Annotated in this window: 15 protein-coding genes; 5 read left to right on the top strand and 10 right to left on the bottom strand. The window is 63.4% G+C overall.

Going from position 1 to position 16,289, the window contains the following annotated elements:
- The first annotated feature begins 314 nt into the window (after positions 1-314).
- The 3 genes from CH278_RS25335 (at position 315) to CH278_RS25325 (ending at position 3,377) form a co-directional block, all read left to right on the top strand.
- Positions 315-992 carry a SanA/YdcF family protein gene (locus CH278_RS25335; RefSeq protein WP_045841347.1) on the top strand — a complete coding sequence of 226 codons (678 nt, stop codon included), beginning with the start codon at positions 315-317 and terminating at the stop codon, positions 990-992.
- Positions 989-1,690, top strand: coding sequence for an aminoglycoside 3'-phosphotransferase (locus CH278_RS25330; RefSeq protein ID WP_027497709.1), 702 nt, complete (start codon positions 989-991; stop codon positions 1,688-1,690). The genes CH278_RS25335 and CH278_RS25330 overlap by 4 nt, the downstream gene beginning before the upstream one ends.
- Before the next feature lie 91 nt (positions 1,691-1,781).
- Positions 1,782-3,377: an ABC-F family ATP-binding cassette domain-containing protein gene (locus CH278_RS25325; RefSeq protein WP_179274410.1), complete on the top strand. Its 1,596-nt coding sequence runs from the start codon at positions 1,782-1,784 to the stop codon at positions 3,375-3,377.
- 9 nt (positions 3,378-3,386) lie between these two features.
- On the opposite strand, the gene CH278_RS25320 is transcribed toward CH278_RS25325, so the two are convergent.
- The 8 genes from CH278_RS25320 to CH278_RS25285 form a co-directional block, all read right to left on the bottom strand.
- The gene (locus CH278_RS25320; RefSeq protein ID WP_094623285.1) at positions 3,387-5,003 is read right to left on the bottom strand and encodes an AMP-binding protein; all 1,617 of its coding nucleotides are present in this window, start codon (positions 5,001-5,003) and stop codon (positions 3,387-3,389) included.
- A gap of 20 nt (positions 5,004-5,023) precedes the next feature.
- Positions 5,024-6,340, bottom strand: coding sequence for a DUF2786 domain-containing protein (locus CH278_RS25315; RefSeq protein ID WP_143536307.1), 1,317 nt, complete (start codon positions 6,338-6,340; stop codon positions 5,024-5,026).
- Positions 6,341-6,430: 90 nt separating this feature from the next.
- Positions 6,431-7,240, bottom strand: coding sequence for a hypothetical protein (locus tag CH278_RS25310; RefSeq protein ID WP_094623173.1), 810 nt, complete (start codon positions 7,238-7,240; stop codon positions 6,431-6,433).
- 171 nt (positions 7,241-7,411) lie between these two features.
- Positions 7,412-9,010: an FAD-dependent oxidoreductase gene (locus tag CH278_RS25305; protein WP_094623172.1), complete on the bottom strand. Its 1,599-nt coding sequence runs from the start codon at positions 9,008-9,010 to the stop codon at positions 7,412-7,414.
- 61 nt (positions 9,011-9,071) lie between these two features.
- Complete coding sequence (locus CH278_RS25300) at positions 9,072-10,091, bottom strand: AurF N-oxygenase family protein (RefSeq protein WP_032364396.1); 1,020 nt, start codon at positions 10,089-10,091, stop codon at positions 9,072-9,074.
- 91 nt (positions 10,092-10,182) lie between these two features.
- On the bottom strand, positions 10,183-11,481 hold the full coding sequence (locus CH278_RS25295) for a T3SS (YopN, CesT) and YbjN peptide-binding chaperone 1 (RefSeq protein ID WP_094623171.1): 1,299 nt from the start codon (positions 11,479-11,481) through the stop codon (positions 10,183-10,185).
- 91 nt (positions 11,482-11,572) lie between these two features.
- On the bottom strand, positions 11,573-12,733 hold the full coding sequence (locus tag CH278_RS25290; protein WP_256991818.1) for a hypothetical protein: 1,161 nt from the start codon (positions 12,731-12,733) through the stop codon (positions 11,573-11,575).
- 48 nt (positions 12,734-12,781) lie between these two features.
- The gene (locus CH278_RS25285; protein ID WP_027497703.1) at positions 12,782-13,456 is read right to left on the bottom strand and encodes an NUDIX hydrolase; all 675 of its coding nucleotides are present in this window, start codon (positions 13,454-13,456) and stop codon (positions 12,782-12,784) included.
- 62 nt (positions 13,457-13,518) lie between these two features.
- Here CH278_RS25285 and CH278_RS25280 point away from each other — a divergent pair, with 62 nt between their 5' ends.
- Together CH278_RS25280 and CH278_RS25275 are read left to right on the top strand one after the other, a co-directional pair.
- Positions 13,519-14,445 carry an ADP-ribosylglycohydrolase family protein gene (locus CH278_RS25280; RefSeq protein WP_094623170.1) on the top strand — a complete coding sequence of 309 codons (927 nt, stop codon included), beginning with the start codon at positions 13,519-13,521 and terminating at the stop codon, positions 14,443-14,445.
- Entirely contained in the window at positions 14,442-14,951 is a 510-nt protein-coding gene (locus CH278_RS25275) for an O-acetyl-ADP-ribose deacetylase (RefSeq protein ID WP_094623169.1), read from the top strand. Before CH278_RS25280 ends, CH278_RS25275 begins: the two co-directional genes overlap by 4 nt.
- Here CH278_RS25275 and CH278_RS25270 read toward each other — a convergent pair.
- Positions 14,948-15,646 carry an excalibur calcium-binding domain-containing protein gene (locus tag CH278_RS25270; RefSeq protein ID WP_094623168.1) on the bottom strand — a complete coding sequence of 233 codons (699 nt, stop codon included), beginning with the start codon at positions 15,644-15,646 and terminating at the stop codon, positions 14,948-14,950. The genes CH278_RS25275 and CH278_RS25270 overlap by 4 nt on opposite strands.
- Positions 15,647-15,810: 164 nt before the next feature.
- Positions 15,811-16,161: a VOC family protein gene (locus tag CH278_RS25265; RefSeq protein WP_032364467.1), complete on the bottom strand. Its 351-nt coding sequence runs from the start codon at positions 16,159-16,161 to the stop codon at positions 15,811-15,813.
- Between the last annotated feature and the right edge of the window lie 128 nt (positions 16,162-16,289).

The raw sequence follows: 16,289 nt of genomic DNA, 5'->3' as shown, positions 1-16,289 counted from the left end.
GGTTATGCCTTTCGAAAAGAAGAGACGCCGACAGAGGTGGGCGAGAAAGTGCTCATCGGGACGATGTGCCCGACGGAGAGGTTGCGGTCTAGAGGACCGTCAACAGGTAGCGCTGGCTTGCAGACGCAAGTCGACGTAGCGTCGAGAGGTCAGCAGCGGATTCACTGGTAAGACGGTACTCGTCCGACAATCGCCGCGACGGGCAGGGTTCTTCTGAGGGTTCACTGTGGAATCGATGAGGGTGCGCTGCGCGATCGACGGTTCGCCGATTTCGTGAGCTACGTTGAGTTTTCCGCAGCCGACGAAACGAGATCATGAGTACGACAGCAAAGCCTCGAGGACTGGTTCGGCGACTACTACAAGCGATGTGCGCTGTTGTCGCAGCGCTGGTCGCGGTCGTTCTGGCATCGGCCGGATGGGTTGCGTACGCGACGGCGGGCAAGGTCTACGACGTCGACGACGCACCGGACGCGCCAGTAGGGATCGTTCTCGGTGCCCAGGTGCGCGACGGCAAACCGATGCGCTTTCTCGCAGGTCGGCTCGACACCGCCATTCAGTTGATGGAGGCAGGAAAGATCAAGGCAATCCTTGTCTCCGGTGATGCAGACGGCAAGTCCGGCAACGAGATTCAGGCTATGACCGAGTACCTGATCGAGCATGGAATCGACCCTGACGTCATCATCGGAGACGATCACGGCATCGATACCTACGACACGTGCGCCCGCGCGAAAGAGACGTTCGGCGTCGAACGTGGACTCATCATCAGTCAACCCCTTCACGTCTCGCGCGCCGTGGCGCTGTGCGAGGACATGGATCTGGAGGTCGACGGCGTGACCGCCGATTGCATCGACTGCAACACGCTCGCTGTTGTGCGGAACTACGCACGAGAGTTGTTGGCACGCCCCAAAGCAGTTCTCGATCTGTGGTCCGGACGCGATCCAGTCGTTGTGTCCCCGCCGAACGATTCACTTGCGACAATCACCGGCAAATGAGCGTGCCCGACGGCGGTATCGCGGTCCCGACCGTCGTACGAGAGTTGGCAGGGTACGACGGAATCGAACCTGTGTGGTCGAATGTGCTGGGAGGCATGACATTCCGCCTCGGCCAGGCGCGCTACGTCAAGTGGACGCCGGTCGAAAGCTCGATCGACCTGGAAGACGAGCGGTGTCGTCTGGACTGGGTAATTCGGTACACCCCGGTTCCGAAAGTCCTCGAAACCGGTTCGGACGCTACCGGGTCCTGGATGATGACTGAGGCTCTGCCGTGGGAGAACGCCGTCGCCGATCGCTGGATGGAGGACCCGGCCACCGCGGTCCGAGCGGCGGCAACCGGCCTTCGCGCCTTTCACGATGCCGTCCCCGTCGCGCAGTGCCCGTTCGACTGGTCGGTGGTCTCTCGTATCGGCGATCGCGAGTTGCCGGTGAAATCTCCGTCGGTCGATCGACTGGTCGTGTGTCACGGCGACGCCTGCATGCCGAACACCCTGATCGCCGCCGACGGATCCTGCGCAGCGCACGTGGACATGGGCAGCATGGGCGTCGCCGATCGTTGGGCAGACCTGGCACCGGCAATCTGGAGTACCGAGTACAACTTCGGCCGGAGCTACTGCGATGCATTCTTGGATGCGTACGGCATAGACCTCGACCGTGAACGGCTCGATTACTACTTGTGGTTGTGGGAGTCGACCTGATCGGCGACGCGGAGCGTTCGCACCGACGCGACTACAGTGAGCGAGTCGGTTCGACGACTCAGCGAACCCCGTGCTTTACAGGAGTGGACGCTTGAGCTGGATTCGCTTGAACGACGTTGCCAAGGGATACGACCAGAAGGTGATGTTGCGTGAGGTGTTCTTCCGCCTCGCCGACGGCGATCGCATCGGTCTGATCGGCCGCAACGGCACAGGCAAGACCACTCTGCTGCAGCTTCTTCTCGGCCGAGAGACCCCGGATTCGGGGACCGTCGACGTCACCGAGGGTGCTCGCATCGGCTACTTCTCGCAGTTCTCCGAATTGGACGGCGACCGCAGCATTCAAGCGGAGCTCGAATCTCTCTTCGGTGCTGTCCATGCAATCGAGACCGAGTTGGCCGAGGTCGAGGCCGCATTGGGCGGTGACCTGGACGAGAAGCAGATGTACAAGCTCGTCGACCGCCAAGCCGAACTGCTCGACGCCATGGAGAACAGTGGCGGTTGGACCTACCACCAGCAGATCGACACCGTGCTGTCGATGCTGGGATTCAACGCCGAACGACGGGAGCTGCCCGTCGATCGACTGTCCGGTGGTTGGCGCAACCGCGCGGCGTTGGCCAAGATCCTCATCGAGGCCCCGGACGTCCTGCTCCTCGACGAGCCGACGAACTTCCTCGATGTTGCCGGAATCGCGTGGCTCGAACGCTGGCTACGAGACTTCCGCGGTGCGCTACTCGTTGTCTCGCACGACCGCGCATTCCTCGAGCAGGTCGTCACCAGCATCGTCGAAATCGAGAACCATCACCTGCAGACCTATGACGGTAGCTACTCGGAATACGTGCAGCAGAAGCAGTTTCGACTCAAGAACCTCGAACGTGAGTTCAGCAACGAACAGCAGCTGCTGGCCTACGAGCAAGAAGCGATCAGTGATCGTAAGGAAGCAGTGAAGAACCCCAGCGGAGTGCTCAAACGTCGACTGGCGAACATCAAGAAGAGCAAGAGCCCCCGCCCGGTCGACACGGTGGTCACCGCAATCTACGGCGGTTTGCATGTGCACGACAACCTCGCGGAGATCACGGAAATCTCGAAAAGCTATGGCGACCAACGACTCTTCGAGAACATCTCGTTCACCGTGCATCGCGGCGACCGCATCGCCATCACTGGACCCAATGGATGCGGAAAGACCACGCTGGTCGACATTCTCGTCGGTGCCGAGCAACCCGACAGTGGCAAGATCAAATGGAAGACCAAGGCACCGTCGTTCATCTATTACAACCAGGTGCTCGCCGATCTCGATCTCGACGACACCGTGTCGCACTCGGTCAACGCGATGCCGGGCAGTCTCGCTCTGACGGCGACGAAGAAGGAAGTCCACCGCTTTCTCACGTTGCTGCAGTTCTCCGAGATGGATCTCAAATCGAAGATCGGCGTGCTGTCCGGAGGGCAGAAGGCACGAGTTGCATTGGCGCAGTGCCTGTTGTTCGGCGCAGGCGTCATCGTGCTCGACGAGCCCACCAACCACCTCGACCTACAGAGCACCCAGGTGCTCGAACGTGCGCTGACGGCCTTTCCCGGCGCGGTGATTCTGGTGAGCCACGACAGGTTCTTCGTCGAGAAGGTGGCATTTCGGCAGCTGTCGTTCGACGGCAAGGGCGGCGTCACCGAAATCGCCGGTGTGCAGATGGCGTGACCAGAGTTGCTATCCGTTGATCTTGGACGCGGACGTGCCCCACTCGGCGTCGCGCAACTCCTTCTTCCTGATCTTGCCCGTCGATGTCTTCGGCAGCTCGACGATGAACTCGACGTTGCGCGGAGCCTTGTACGACGCGATGGCCGATTTCACGTGCGCCACGAGCTCGGCTTCCGAGACGTCCACGCCGGCCACCAGCACCACGAACGCCTTCGGCCGCTCTCCCCACTTGTCGTCGGGCACCCCGATGACCGCAACATCCGCGACGGCAGGATGGCTCGCCAGTGCCTGTTCCACCTCGATGGTGGAGATGTTCTCGCCGCCGGAAATGACGACGTCCTTGGCGCGATCGAGTAGCTGAACGTAGCCGTCGGGATGCATCACCCCGAGGTCACCGGAATGGAACCAGCCGCCCGCGAAAGCCTGTGTCGTTCCGGCCGTGTCGTTGTAATACCCCTTCATGACGTTGTTGCCGCGCATGACGATCTCACCCATTTCGGTGCCGTCGGGTTCGACATCGATCAAAACCCCACCGGGGCCAGGCTTGTCGCGGACCACCCGTAAACGGTCCGCAGTGAGCATGCCGACTCCCTGTCGAGCCAAGCGACGGGCCTGTTCGTCAGCGTCCAGTTCGAGCCATTCCTGCTTCGCCTCGCACACCGAATACGGACCGTAGGTTTCGGTGAGGCCGTAGACGTGTACGAGCGTTGCTCCCAATGCTCGAATCTTGGCGATGATCGTCGGGCTCGGAGGAGCTCCCGCAGTGACGATGGTCAACGGTCGATCGAGTGAATGTGCCTCTGCAGCAGTGGCGAGAGTGGTCAACACGGTCGGCGCACCGGCCAGGTGATCGACGCCGTTGTCGATGGCCGACCAGATGGCGTCGCCGCGCACTCCGCGAAGGCACACGTGTGTGCCGGACGCGGCCGTGACCGCCCACGTGGTGCACCACCCGTTGCAGTGGAACATCGGCAGAGTCCACAGATATCGGGTGTCGACCCCGAATCCCTGGTGGTGAAGTTCCCCCAGGGAATTGAGGTAAGCACCGCGGTGGGTGTACATCACGCCCTTGGGTCGACCGGTGGTGCCCGAGGTGTAGTTGATCGTGATGGTCGACGTCTCGTCGTCGACCTCCCAATCCATCGGTTCGTCCGTGCCCCGTTCGAGGAACGCGTCGTATCGCGTGGTGTGCGGCAGCCTGTCGTACGTGCCGTCCACCGAGGGGGTCTCGACGATCTCGGTGACCGAATCTGCGATGGGATCTGTTCCGAGACCGGCCAGCAGTGCCGAATCACCCACCAACAGAACCGAACCGGAGTGATCGCAGATGTACCGAACTTCGTCCGGCGAGAGCCTGGTGTTGATCGCGACCAGAACGGCACCGGCCAGTGGCACCGCGTAATGCGCGAACAGCAGCTCTGCCGAGTTCGACGCAATGTAGGCCACCCGATCGCCGTGGCCGACCCCCGACGCGCGCAGTGCATGCGCGAGCCGGGTGACGGCGGCGGCGAACTGTTCGTAGGTGAAGGTGCGCGGACCATCCTCTACGGCGATCTTGTGGGGATGAACCTCTGCAGCGCGTTCGAGAAAGCGAAGTGGTGTCAGCGGAGTATCCAGACCGGTCATGTCAGCCAATGTAGCGCGCACTACGAGGCCAGATCTGATTTGTCGATACGTTCGCGCCCACCGGTAAGGTCGGCGCGTTCGGCGGCGGCACGGCCTGCACGTCGACCCGCATGATCGCGTGCCTCGATACGCACCTCCGTTGTCGAGGGATACATGGCCGTGAATGCCTTGTTCACGGCATCGCTGCGCTCGGCCAAGATCGGCAGCAAGGCGCTACCGTGATGCTCCGACGCCGCCTTTGTAGCTCGCTCCCGAGCTTCCAGCAAGCGCTGGCCGATACGGTGGGCGTACGCGATCAGAAAAGATTTCCTGAAGCTGCGACCTCGGGCTTCCGGTGATTCGGCGAGTTCGTCGAGTGCGCGAGAAGACTGCACGAGTAGCGATGTGAACAGCAGTTCGCACAAATCCAGATCGACTTCGAGCCCGACGATGTTGACCAGAGCGAATCGCTTGTACCACAGGGTTCGGGCACCATTTGCTTCGCAAACACTGTGCAGGAGAAGAGACTTGGCCTCCGAGTACGGACTGTCGACCAAGATGCGGCGGGTGGTCACGTCGCCGATCGAACCGCGCGGGTTGTCGGACTCGAGCAGCGCATGGTCGATGGCATAGCGGGTCATGAGATCTTGAGCCTTCGCCGAAAACGCCTCGGCCTCGGCCGGAAACTGGGTGGACTCCGCCTTTGCCAGTAACCCCCGGATCTTGCCCAGCATCTTGGGATCCGAGACGCCACTCTTGTGGGCCGATGACGGTGCGGGCGAGGATCGAACCGACGACCACTGCGATGGAATGGGAACCAGCTTGTCGAGTGAACCCAGTGAGGTCGTATGACCGAGGACGGTCAACACCGTGTTCCAGGAGTCGGACGTGGAGACCCGAGGCCTCGCACACCACCTTCGGAGGCGTTCGACGGACACGCCTGCGGTGGAATCGATTTTCAGATCGATCAGTTGCTCTCGCCAGGAATCGGGTGCGTTGGTGAGGGCAGAGGAACGCCCCGCATGGGTGGCGACCGCCTCCACCACGAGCAATCCGGCCGCGCCCCCGACCATCTTTCGAGTAGCGTGCGCGAGTTCGGCCGGCTGCCAACCGATCTCGAACAACCTGTCGACAGAGTGGTCGAGTATCCGTGCTGATACGGCGTACGCAGGATCGACTTCGGGCGTGCACTCGAGTTTCGCGAGACGGTCTGCAACCAGCCGAACGTACGCCTTCCACCCTGACCCTCGAGTGGCGTAGTCGAGGCCCATTTCGACGAGGCGAACCGGATCCGCGTCCGGCCGGATTTGACCGGTGCGGTGAATATTTTGAAAGCTGTCCAGATCGATACGACTCATCGTCGTCCCCTCCACGTCCCCCGGTGTGGTCCCCGAACTTTTCGGTGAATCGCAGAGTAGGGGAGGGGTCCGACAAGTTATTCGAACATGTCAGCGAGGAGCGAGCATCAGCAGCAGTTCTTCCACCGACGGCAGGCCGGGAATCACGGGAAGGTTCGGTACAGGAGAAGCAGCGGGCGGTGCCGTCAACTCGACGCCGCCGAGCGCTGCCAGGACGTCGTCGGTCTGTGAGCGGCGCGGTCCATACGTGTTGGAAGCCACGACGAATTCGTCACCGATCGACGCGGACGCAACCACGCTCGATCCGTCGTCGGCCCATCCCCATTTGCTACCGGTCACGCCGGGTAGTTGCTGGGTGCCCCAGTCCTGCACGGTTCCGTCGGCTGCAACCGGTGCGGCGGAGTTCATCCAGCCGAGGACCGGGCTGGCGGGGTCTGTTCGCTTCTTCGCCGCCAGGAATCGCACGGTGTCGGCTGTGCTGGTGTAGGAACTGCCCCAGAAACCGCCCCGCGAGGTAGAGGTGAGTCCGAACTCCGTTGCCGTCGAATCGATGGCCTGGGGATATTTGTTGTCGAGTACCGAGGCGGCACCGTCGTCACTGACCTGGACCATGCGTGCGGCCAGGTCGCGGTCTCGCGGCGAACCGTCTCCGAAACGCACGACGTAGTCGGCCATGTAGAGCTTGACCGTCGACAACCCCGGGCGCGCCGAATTGTTCTCTGCGCTGCCGACGTACGTACCCGTCGGAACGTGTTCGTACGAGATCGACGTCCGCGCCGGCACATCTGCCAGATCGCCCGGTGTGGGCAGAGCCTGCGCCGGTGCGGCGCACGCGAGCGCGATGGAAATTCCGACAAATGGGACAGCGGCTGTGGCTGTGATGCGACGCAGGCCCGGCATCTCGGTCTCCTCGAGGTGTTGGCCCGCCGCGAATCGGTGGCCGATGAAAGTACCTACCCTAATAGTAGACGCTTCAACCTCACCCCTGCCCGGATGAATGTGGCTTTGTTGCACTCAGAACGACTGACAGTCGCATTGATCCCAACCGGGTGGGGTGTCGGAGCCGAGCGATCAGGATCGGCGCAGTGCCAGCAATTTGTCTTTCGAGCGACGCAGCGACCCTCGACCCGAGCCCGCCGTCCATGCGCTCGGCAGATCGATCGGATCGGTCAGGCGGCCTGCGTTGAAGTCGTCGACCAGATGTCCGACGGTCTCCTGAGCACACGACTTGTTGGTGCCGATGAAGCCCGAAGGTCCTCTCTTGATCCACCCGGTGACGTACGTACCGGTCGACGGGGATCCGCCCACTTCCTCGAGGACGCGGCCGCCGAGGTTGGGGATGATGCCGACTGCGTGATCGAACGGAATTCCCGGCAGCGCGACGCCGCGGTATCCGATGGAGGTGAGGACGAGGCCGGCGTCGATCGTTTCGATCTCGCCGGTGGCGGTACTGCGCACCACATCGTCGGTGTCGGCGGTCAGACCCATGCGCTCGAACTCGACCCCGGTGACCCGATCCGTGCCCAGGATTCGAGTGGGGGAGAGCAGGTAGCGCAGCGTGACGCGCTTTCGGCCGTCGATGTGCTCGGGTGACTCGTCGACGTGCCGCAGCAGTTGCAGCTTCTGGGCGACGGCGTGAGGCAGGTCGTTGGTGCCGGCCAGTCGTACCGTCACCGGATCCAGTGCGAGCTCGCTGCGGTCGACGGTGAGATCGATATCGGGGACGGTCAGCAGTCCCGCGAATTCGGGCACGGTGAATGCGGATTGCGCCACGCCGCGCCGACCGACGACCATCACCTCTCGAATGGCACTGTGGCGCAGCGCTTCCAAGGCGTGGGGGGCGATGTCGGTCGCGGCGAGTGCGTCGGGGTCCATGGTCAGGATCCGGGCCACGTCGAGTGCGACGTTGCCGTTGCCGATGACGACCGCTCGTTCGTGTGACAGATCGAACGTGCGGTGAGCGTGATCGGGATGGCCGTTGTACCAGGCGACGAAGTCGGTCGCCGACGTGCGCCCGGGCAGTTCGGCTCCGGGGATACCGAGTTCGCGATCCGACGACGCTCCGACCGCATAGATCACGGCGTGATGGGTGTCCATCAACTCGTCGTGCGTCACGTCTTTTCCTACCTCGACGCCGAGGTGATAGGTGAATCCCTCTTGCGCCGAGATGGTTTCGAACAGCCGTGACACTTGACGCGTCTTCTGGTGGTCGGGTGCAACGCCCAGGCGTGCCAGACCGTGCGGTTGCGGAAGCCGATCGTAGACATCGACGCTGACCCCCGGCTGCGTGAGCAGCTCGTCGGCCGCGTACATCGCTGACGGTCCGGACCCGACGATCGCCACCCGGAGCGGTTGGCGATCTCTCGACACCGAGGCGGCCGGCGTGACCGGAGCCAGAATCGGCCGTGGCGGCCGCTCCTGCTTGTAGAAGTCGGCGTTGATCGTCAGGAACGGAAGTTGAGCCTCGGTCAGTTTGGCCTTGGGAACGATGGCGTCCACCGGGCAGGCCGACACACAGGCACCACAGTCGACACACGACTGCGGGTCGATGTGCAGCATTTCCGCCGTCAGGAAGTCCGGCTCGTCGGGGGTGGGGTGTATGCAGTTGACGGGGCACGCGTAGACGCATGACGCGTCGCTGCAACATGATTGGGTGACGACGTGGGGCATGTGGGGTTCCTGACGGCGGGCGCTGCTGTACGGATAACTGGCGCGTGGGGTGTCGAGAGGGCTATGCGGCGAACTGGCTGGAGCTGCGGTCCGGCTCACTACGGAAACGTGATGCCTTGCCGTCGATTCCGCACAGCTTCCACATCAGGCGAGCCGCCCGGTTCATCATTCCGGTATCGGTGGCCAGCATGCGCACATCACCGAAGTAGTCCTGCAGAGCGTGCTGCGACTGCTCGGTTCCCCAGAAGAGGTCCTTCTTGACGCTCTTCGGAATGTCGAACTTCGTCCAGAATTTCTTCGGCGGGATGACGATGACGTCGCACAGAATGCGCATCGTGACGGGGAAGGCCAGCGACAGCAGGAAGCGTCCGATCTTGGACATCTTGGGCACACGACGACGCAGGAGCTGGTGCGCGAAGGAGATGTGGCGAGCCTCCTCGGCCACGTGAATGGCCATCACGCTCTGCATGATCGGATGGATCTCTTCGCCGGAGCGAAGCACCGACTTCTGGATGTGGTCGATGGGTTCCTCGCCTGCGAGGACGCCGACGAAGAACAATTCGGGTAGCAGCGTCGCGAACAGGGGGATGAACGGCGAGAGCATCTTCATCGGTCGACTCATGCCGGGAGCGTCGGAACCCACCCGATTGACCATCTCCTGGAACATCAGGGTGTGGTTGCACTCTTCGATGGATTCGTGGGTGCAGTAGCGCGCCTCGGCCGAACCGTTGGGCAGCGAGAATACGTACTGCATCATGCCGCGGATCAGAATGTTCTCGAACTGCAGGCCGACCTTGGCGACATTGGCCTGACGCCACATGCCGATCTCGATCTGCCGGTCCAGCGGCAGGGACTTGTACCAGTCATGGCCCCCGATAGGGTCGGTCTTGGCGGGCAGTACCCAGCGGGGATCATTGGCGGGAACCGCGAACTTCTCGGACTCCCAGTCGATGTCGACGTAAGGATCGAAGTGTTTGTGCACCGAACCCTCGGACAGCAACGTGAGTGTTTCGTTGTACTGCTGCTCATCCGTGGCGTCGATGTCCACCGAAACGGACGTGGTGCCGGTCGTCAGTGTCATGGCTTCTCCAAACGTGATGCGAACATGGAGTTAATGTAACCCCAGTTAACATGAAAGGGAAGCCCGTCGAAACTTTGCTGTTCGGATGGCGCTACTGATCGTCCGAACGCTCGTCGGACACCTCCGCGACTTCGTCGGTCTCGAATAGCTGCAATTGGATCGCCGACGGATCGACCACAGGAGTGACCTGTTCGGGGGTGCTCCGCAGCACCTCCCGCAGGGCAGCCACTGCGCTGCCCCAGTTCGCGGCCTCGCGATCCGCCTCGTCCACATCGCAGTGTTCGTCGCCCAGGTCCGCGGCTACCGCCATGCCGCGCCACGATGCCTCCTGCTCGGCGCTGATGCGGAGATACGACACGACCACGTCACGGTCCGAAGAGCAGCACTCGAGGACGGTGCGTGGCTCGACAGCATCGGGCGAATCCGCGATCAGCTCAATCAACGCGAGCAGACCGTCCGGGAAGTCGTCACCTTCGAGGACCGGAGGGGTCGGTTCGCCGAGCCTGCCCCCGAAGTCCTCGGCGAACTTGTCGTCGACCTGCTCCCACACGTGCGAGAGCATCCGGACCGCCCACAGCAGGTGATCGGCCACGAACGGTGATCCGCTGACACGTACCTGGGCCACAATGCAGTCCTGGACGAGATGCAACATCACATCCGGAAGCTGCACGTTGAGATCGACCAGCAACTCGGCCGCGCGGGTGCGACCGGTGACCGCGTGCACCAACGTCGAGTTGATCTCGACGACCGGCTCGGTGGATTTGACCGTGACGTATGCGGTGCCGTTGACGAATCGCAGAGGGATGTCGCCGTCGGGGTCGTGATCGGGCGGAAAGCCGAACCAGGGTTCGAGTGCACGATCGACGAGTTGCTGCAGGTGGTCCTTCCCTTTCGGCTGCACGCACAGTGGAACGACTGCCGAGACGGGTTCGGTGCTGGCCTCGAAGCTCGGCACGTCGTAGCGTCCGGTGGCCCGCGAACTCAGAAAAGACGGGTGTGGCAGGCCCCAGATGTCACGGAACACCGCGACCGTCTTCTTCGCCAGATCATCGGACCACGAGCGATTGCGGTCGACGTGGGGTGGCGTCGGCTCGGAATCCCGAGACGTTCGAAAGCCCAACGCGTTCAGTGCTTCTCGCTGAGCGTCAGTGATGACGCGACTACTGTGTAGGTGCTCGTTGGCGGGCAGCTCGCAACGAACCATGTCGAGATCCCAGGCGTAGAACTGGACGCAGGCCGCGGTGTCCGGAACGCCGTCCGTGCTGTCGTATCGAGACTCGATCACCAAGGCGTCACCGTCGCGCATGGCGCTGACGTACTCGCCGAGCCGGCGCTGGAAGTGCATCCATGCCGAGTCGACGTCGAAGTCGAACTCGAGTGAATCGCTCATGTCGGCTCCTTACCCGAATCGCGCTGAGATAACGCGGCGTCGGTCACGCTAGCGGCGAGCACCGACAGAGTCTCGGCGCGCGCGAGTGCGTTCACGACGACGCCGAGTCCTCGAGCGGCTCGTGCGTCTCCTCGTCCAGCGCCCCGAAAGGGTGCGCCTCGGCCACCCCGTCCAGAACAGCGGGACGCAGCGCATGTGGAACCGCCAGGACCTCTTCGATTCGCACGAGAATGCCTTGCTCGATCAGAGATCGAACCCGATGGTCGATCAGCTGCGCCGTCCGCAGGTCCTCACCTTCCAAATCGGCGTAGTCCTCGCCCTCGTTGTTCAGAGGCAGCTCGTCGGTCATCGCGGCCAGCAGGGTCTGAACCGCGAACGTGTTGGCAAGCGAACGGGACACGTCGGGGTCGTCGGCGTCTCCGGACAGCTGCACTCGGACGTGTTCGGCAACCAGCTCATGAACGGTCTCCGCCTCACGCTTGGCCAGAGAGGGGGCGTTGTCGCCGAGCTTGGCCGTGTCGCCGTCGATCCGGACCAATTCGGTCGCGATGGCCGTCGACCAGTAATCGACGGCTGCAACGTCCGAGGACTCGGTGAGTCCGGCGGGGTCGAGTGGAGCCGGGCCGACGGCGGTGCGTAGATGGACGTCGTCCGACACTGCCAGTCCGTCGGCGACGCGAGCAACGATGTCATCGAGCGCAGGCAACAGCGGCAGAGCCGAAATGGCCGCAAGCTCCTGGTCGAGCGAAACGTTCGGCAGAACGATGTCGTCTGCGTCGAGCATGTCGGGCTCGTCGCCCTCGAGGAAGTCGGAGAGGTCTTCCATGCAGTGTGCGTAGTCCTCGGGGCTGCCGTCCCACAGATCGGTCTCGTCGAGGAACGTCAGATACTGCAGTGACGTCAGAACGAGGTTCACCGCCGTGTCCTCGGCGGTCTCCGATTCCTCCTGCAGGATGCGTTCTGCAGCATCCACCAGCAGGTGCGCGTCGGCGGGAATCCACGCGCTGGGGGAGAACCCGTGGCGCGCACCGGACAACTGGGTCAGTGTCGACGACACCAACCGTGAGATTGCCTCGGCCTGCTCCGACATCTCGCTCGCGTCGAGCCACTCGACGAAACCGTCGATCAGATCGCTGATCCGCTCGGATACGACACCGGTCGGTGCCGGCCGAGATTGCTGGTGACGCCGTTGCCGGGCCTTGGTCTTTTCTGCACGTTTCTGTCCGCGGTTGGCAGGCCGCTTCGATCCCATGGCTCGCAGCTTATCCGCTGACATGTCCGGTTTCGTCGCGCGACGCCTCTAGCCGCGAAGGAACGAGTCCGCAGAAGCGGCGAGTGCAGCATCGGGTGCCCGGCGATACAGCTCGGCCGGGCGACCGCCACCTGCCGTCGTCGTCGTGCTCGTTCCCTCGAGTGCGGTGATGACGTGGCGGCGAAACGTGTCTTTGGAGAACGCGCGATCGAAGACGATTTCGTACAGCGACCGCAGTTCGAGGAGCGTGAAGGTGGAATCCAGAAATCCGGCAGGGTCGATCTCTCGCGCGTAGCGAGCTCGGAGGTCCAGCACTGCCTCGGTGACCATCTCGCTGTGATCGAACGCCAGCGTCGAGCCCGGCACCACACCGTCGATGGCGACCGATTCGGCTGTCGCAGGCAGTGATCGACTCGGTGTGGCTGCGCCGTGCGCCATCGACAGCACCCAACCGCGGTCGTCGCGGCCGGGCTCGTCGAAGAGCTTGAGTTGGTGGAACTGCAGATCGACGATGTTCGCCTTGGACTCGAGTGCGCGTTCGGCGGCTTCGGTCAGGGTTTCCGACGGGCGCAGAAACGTTCCGGGAAGTGCGAGGCCCCGCTCCGAGGGCACGACAACGACCTGTAGCTGCTGTTCACGGACCGTCAGGACCGCGACATCGACCGCAACCGAAGGGCGCGGGTAATCGGTCAGAGCCTTGCCGTCTCGGTCCGTCCACGTCATGGGTTGCAGCTTAGCGCAAGTCTGATCTATTGTTAGATCAACAACGATCTAAGGGGCAGCGAATGAACTTGACCGACAATCAGCGGGATCGGGCGCGTGGGGTACTGCTCGGCACTGCAGTGGGCGATGCGTTGGGCGCGGGGTACGAATTCGGATATCCGACGCCGGAGACCGCCATTGCGATGATCGGCGGCGGCGCATTCGACTGGGCCCCGGGGGAATGGACCGATGACACGTCGATGGCACTGTGCGTTGCGAGCGCTCTCGAGATCGGCGGAGACGTCGATGAGGTGGCAGCGAACTTCCGCGCCTGGTTCGCGGTGAATCCTCCCGACGTCGGCAATCAGACCCGGAAAGTGCTGTCGCAGAGAGCGAGCACCGGATCGGAGATGGCCGCGGTCGCGGCGTCGCTGACCGGCCGGACCGGTGGAAACGGCTCGTTGATGCGGACCGCGCCCGTCGCGCTGGCCTATCTCGACGACGTGACCGGATGCCGGGCTGCTGCGGAGCGGATCAGCGCGCTGACCCACTCCGATCCTCGTGCCGGTCAGGCATGTCAACTGTGGTCGCACGCGATCCGGCACGCGGTGCTACACGGAACGTACGACGGTATCGCCGACTTCCTGCGCCACGAAGAACCCGATGTCCGGGACTTCTGGCAGCCGCTGCTCGACAGCGCTCAGGAGGGCGAGCCGACCGACTTCCCGAAGAACGGTTGGGTCGTGCACGCGCTCCAAACGGCCTGGTGGGCGATACATCGCGCGGCAGACGCATCGCTGCCCCTTCCCGCCGCACTCGAATTGTGTGTTCGAGCGGGCGGGGACACCGACACCACCGCCGCGATCGCAGGCGGACTTCTCGGCGCACGGTGGGGTGCGTCTGCGGTCCCGACGCAGTGGCGCGAGCTGGTCCACGGCTACCCGGGGCTGCGCGCCGACGACCTCGATCGCATCGCCATCGCGATCGCCGAGAAAAAGGACGACGCATGACGATCATCGACGTAGTGCATGGTGATATCACCGAGGTGGCCGCAGACGCGATCGTCAATGCGGCCAACACCCGACTCCTCGGCGGTGGCGGGGTGGACGGCGCGCTGCATCGGGCCGGAGGCCCCACGATCCTCGCGGAATGCAAGGCATTGCGGGCCACCACCTTGCCCCACGGCCTCGACACCGGTGCCGCTGTGGCCACCACCGCAGGCAGGTTGCGCGCCGAATGCGTGATCCACACCGTCGGCCCGCGCTATTCGAAGAACGAAGATAGATCCGAACTACTACGCCTGTGCTACCTGCGCAGCCTGGCGTTGGCGGCGTCGATGAATCTGAAATCCATTGCTTTCCCACTCATTTCGGCCGGCTCCTACGGTTGGCCGATGCACGACGCCATCACTCGACAGGTCCTTGCAGTCAAGTCGGCGCGGCCATCCGTCGACCTCGTCATGCTCGTCGCATACTCTCGCGAGGCTGCGGAGCTGACACGGCGGATGGTGAACTAGTTCTCGCAGCCGACCCCGTCCCCGTCGCGGTCGAGTTTGCTGCTGTATCCCGGGTCGCCGGCGTAAATAGGGGCTGCGCCTGCTGCACGCACCGCGGAGCAGTTTGCGTAGTAGGCGCTCTCCGGCACCGCTGCCAACGGCGCGGGAACGGTGTAGACGGGCTCGGGTGTGTACACCGGCTCCGGGATGTAGACAGGTTCGGGGATGTAGACGGGCTCGGGAGCGGTGGTGTACTCCGACGTCGTCGGTATTTCCACGATCGCGGCGAGGGGCTCGGTGGTGGGAGCGGCCGTGGTCGTCGTGGTCGGTGCCGGTGTGGTGGTCGTCGGACGTGCGGAGGTCGTCGTCACGGTGGGTAGCGCGGGCACGGCCGCGACCGGGGTGACGGCCACCTTCTCGGGTTCGGTCGATCCCGTCAGTCCCATGACGATCAATGCCGGAAGAACAGCGATCGCCGGTACGGCCCAACCCTTGCGTCCACGCTCAGGGGACAACCGAAGGTACGCGACGCCCGCAGCGAGCATCGATGCGCCGACGAGTACCGCACCGAACTCGAACGAGATTATGGCTCCGATCAAGAAGATCGCGCCGAAAACGATTGCCGCCCAGGCGAAGATCCTGCCGACGAGGGGTCGTCGAGAAGGAGCTGGCTCGGGTGCGGGGCGCTGGAACGGTGGTGGGTAGGCACTGGTCATGTCGGATCGTCCTCGGGTCACGGGGTGTCGGTCTCGCGGCGAAGGGTGTCCGCGAGACGGGAGCAACCCCACGTTCTTCCGAACCGGGCGGTCGCATTTCCTTCCACCATGTCGCACCGCGTGCGAGCGTCGTTACACCTCGAGCCGAGACGGCACGCCCCGGCTCAGTAGTGCTCGCGAAAACCGCCGATAGCGGTGATGGAATTGCCGTCGGGATCCGTGGCCGTGGACAGCCGAACACCCTTGTTCGCTTCGACGATGTCGGCGAAGTCGATTCCGCGCGAGTGGGCCGCCGACACGAACGATTCGAGGTCGTCGACCGCCACATTGAACAGCGACGAGCCTGCACGCTCGGAATCGACGGTCACCTGCACCCATGCTCCGGGAGCGGCCTGCCACTCCACCAGTGTCGACATCGGATTGTTGTCCGCCGGACGGTCGAACAACTCCTCGTACCAAGTGTTCGCGATATCGATGTCCCGGACCGCCACGACCGCGAAAATGTATCTGAACATGCCGTTCTCCTCCGTTGCTGTCGGGTTCTGCACATACGGACCGCTGCCGAGGGCTCGACTCACCGGACAGAACTTGTCGGTGGCTCGAGTAGGGTCGTCACCAGTCCGAATTCGGGCGTTCTCAGACG

Origin of the sequence: Rhodococcus sp. 05-2254-5 (assembly GCF_002258575.1) — a bacterium.
Taxonomy (GTDB): Bacteria; Actinomycetota; Actinomycetes; order Mycobacteriales; family Mycobacteriaceae; genus Rhodococcoides; species Rhodococcoides fascians.
This window is presented reverse-complemented; position numbering and strand designations above follow the sequence as displayed.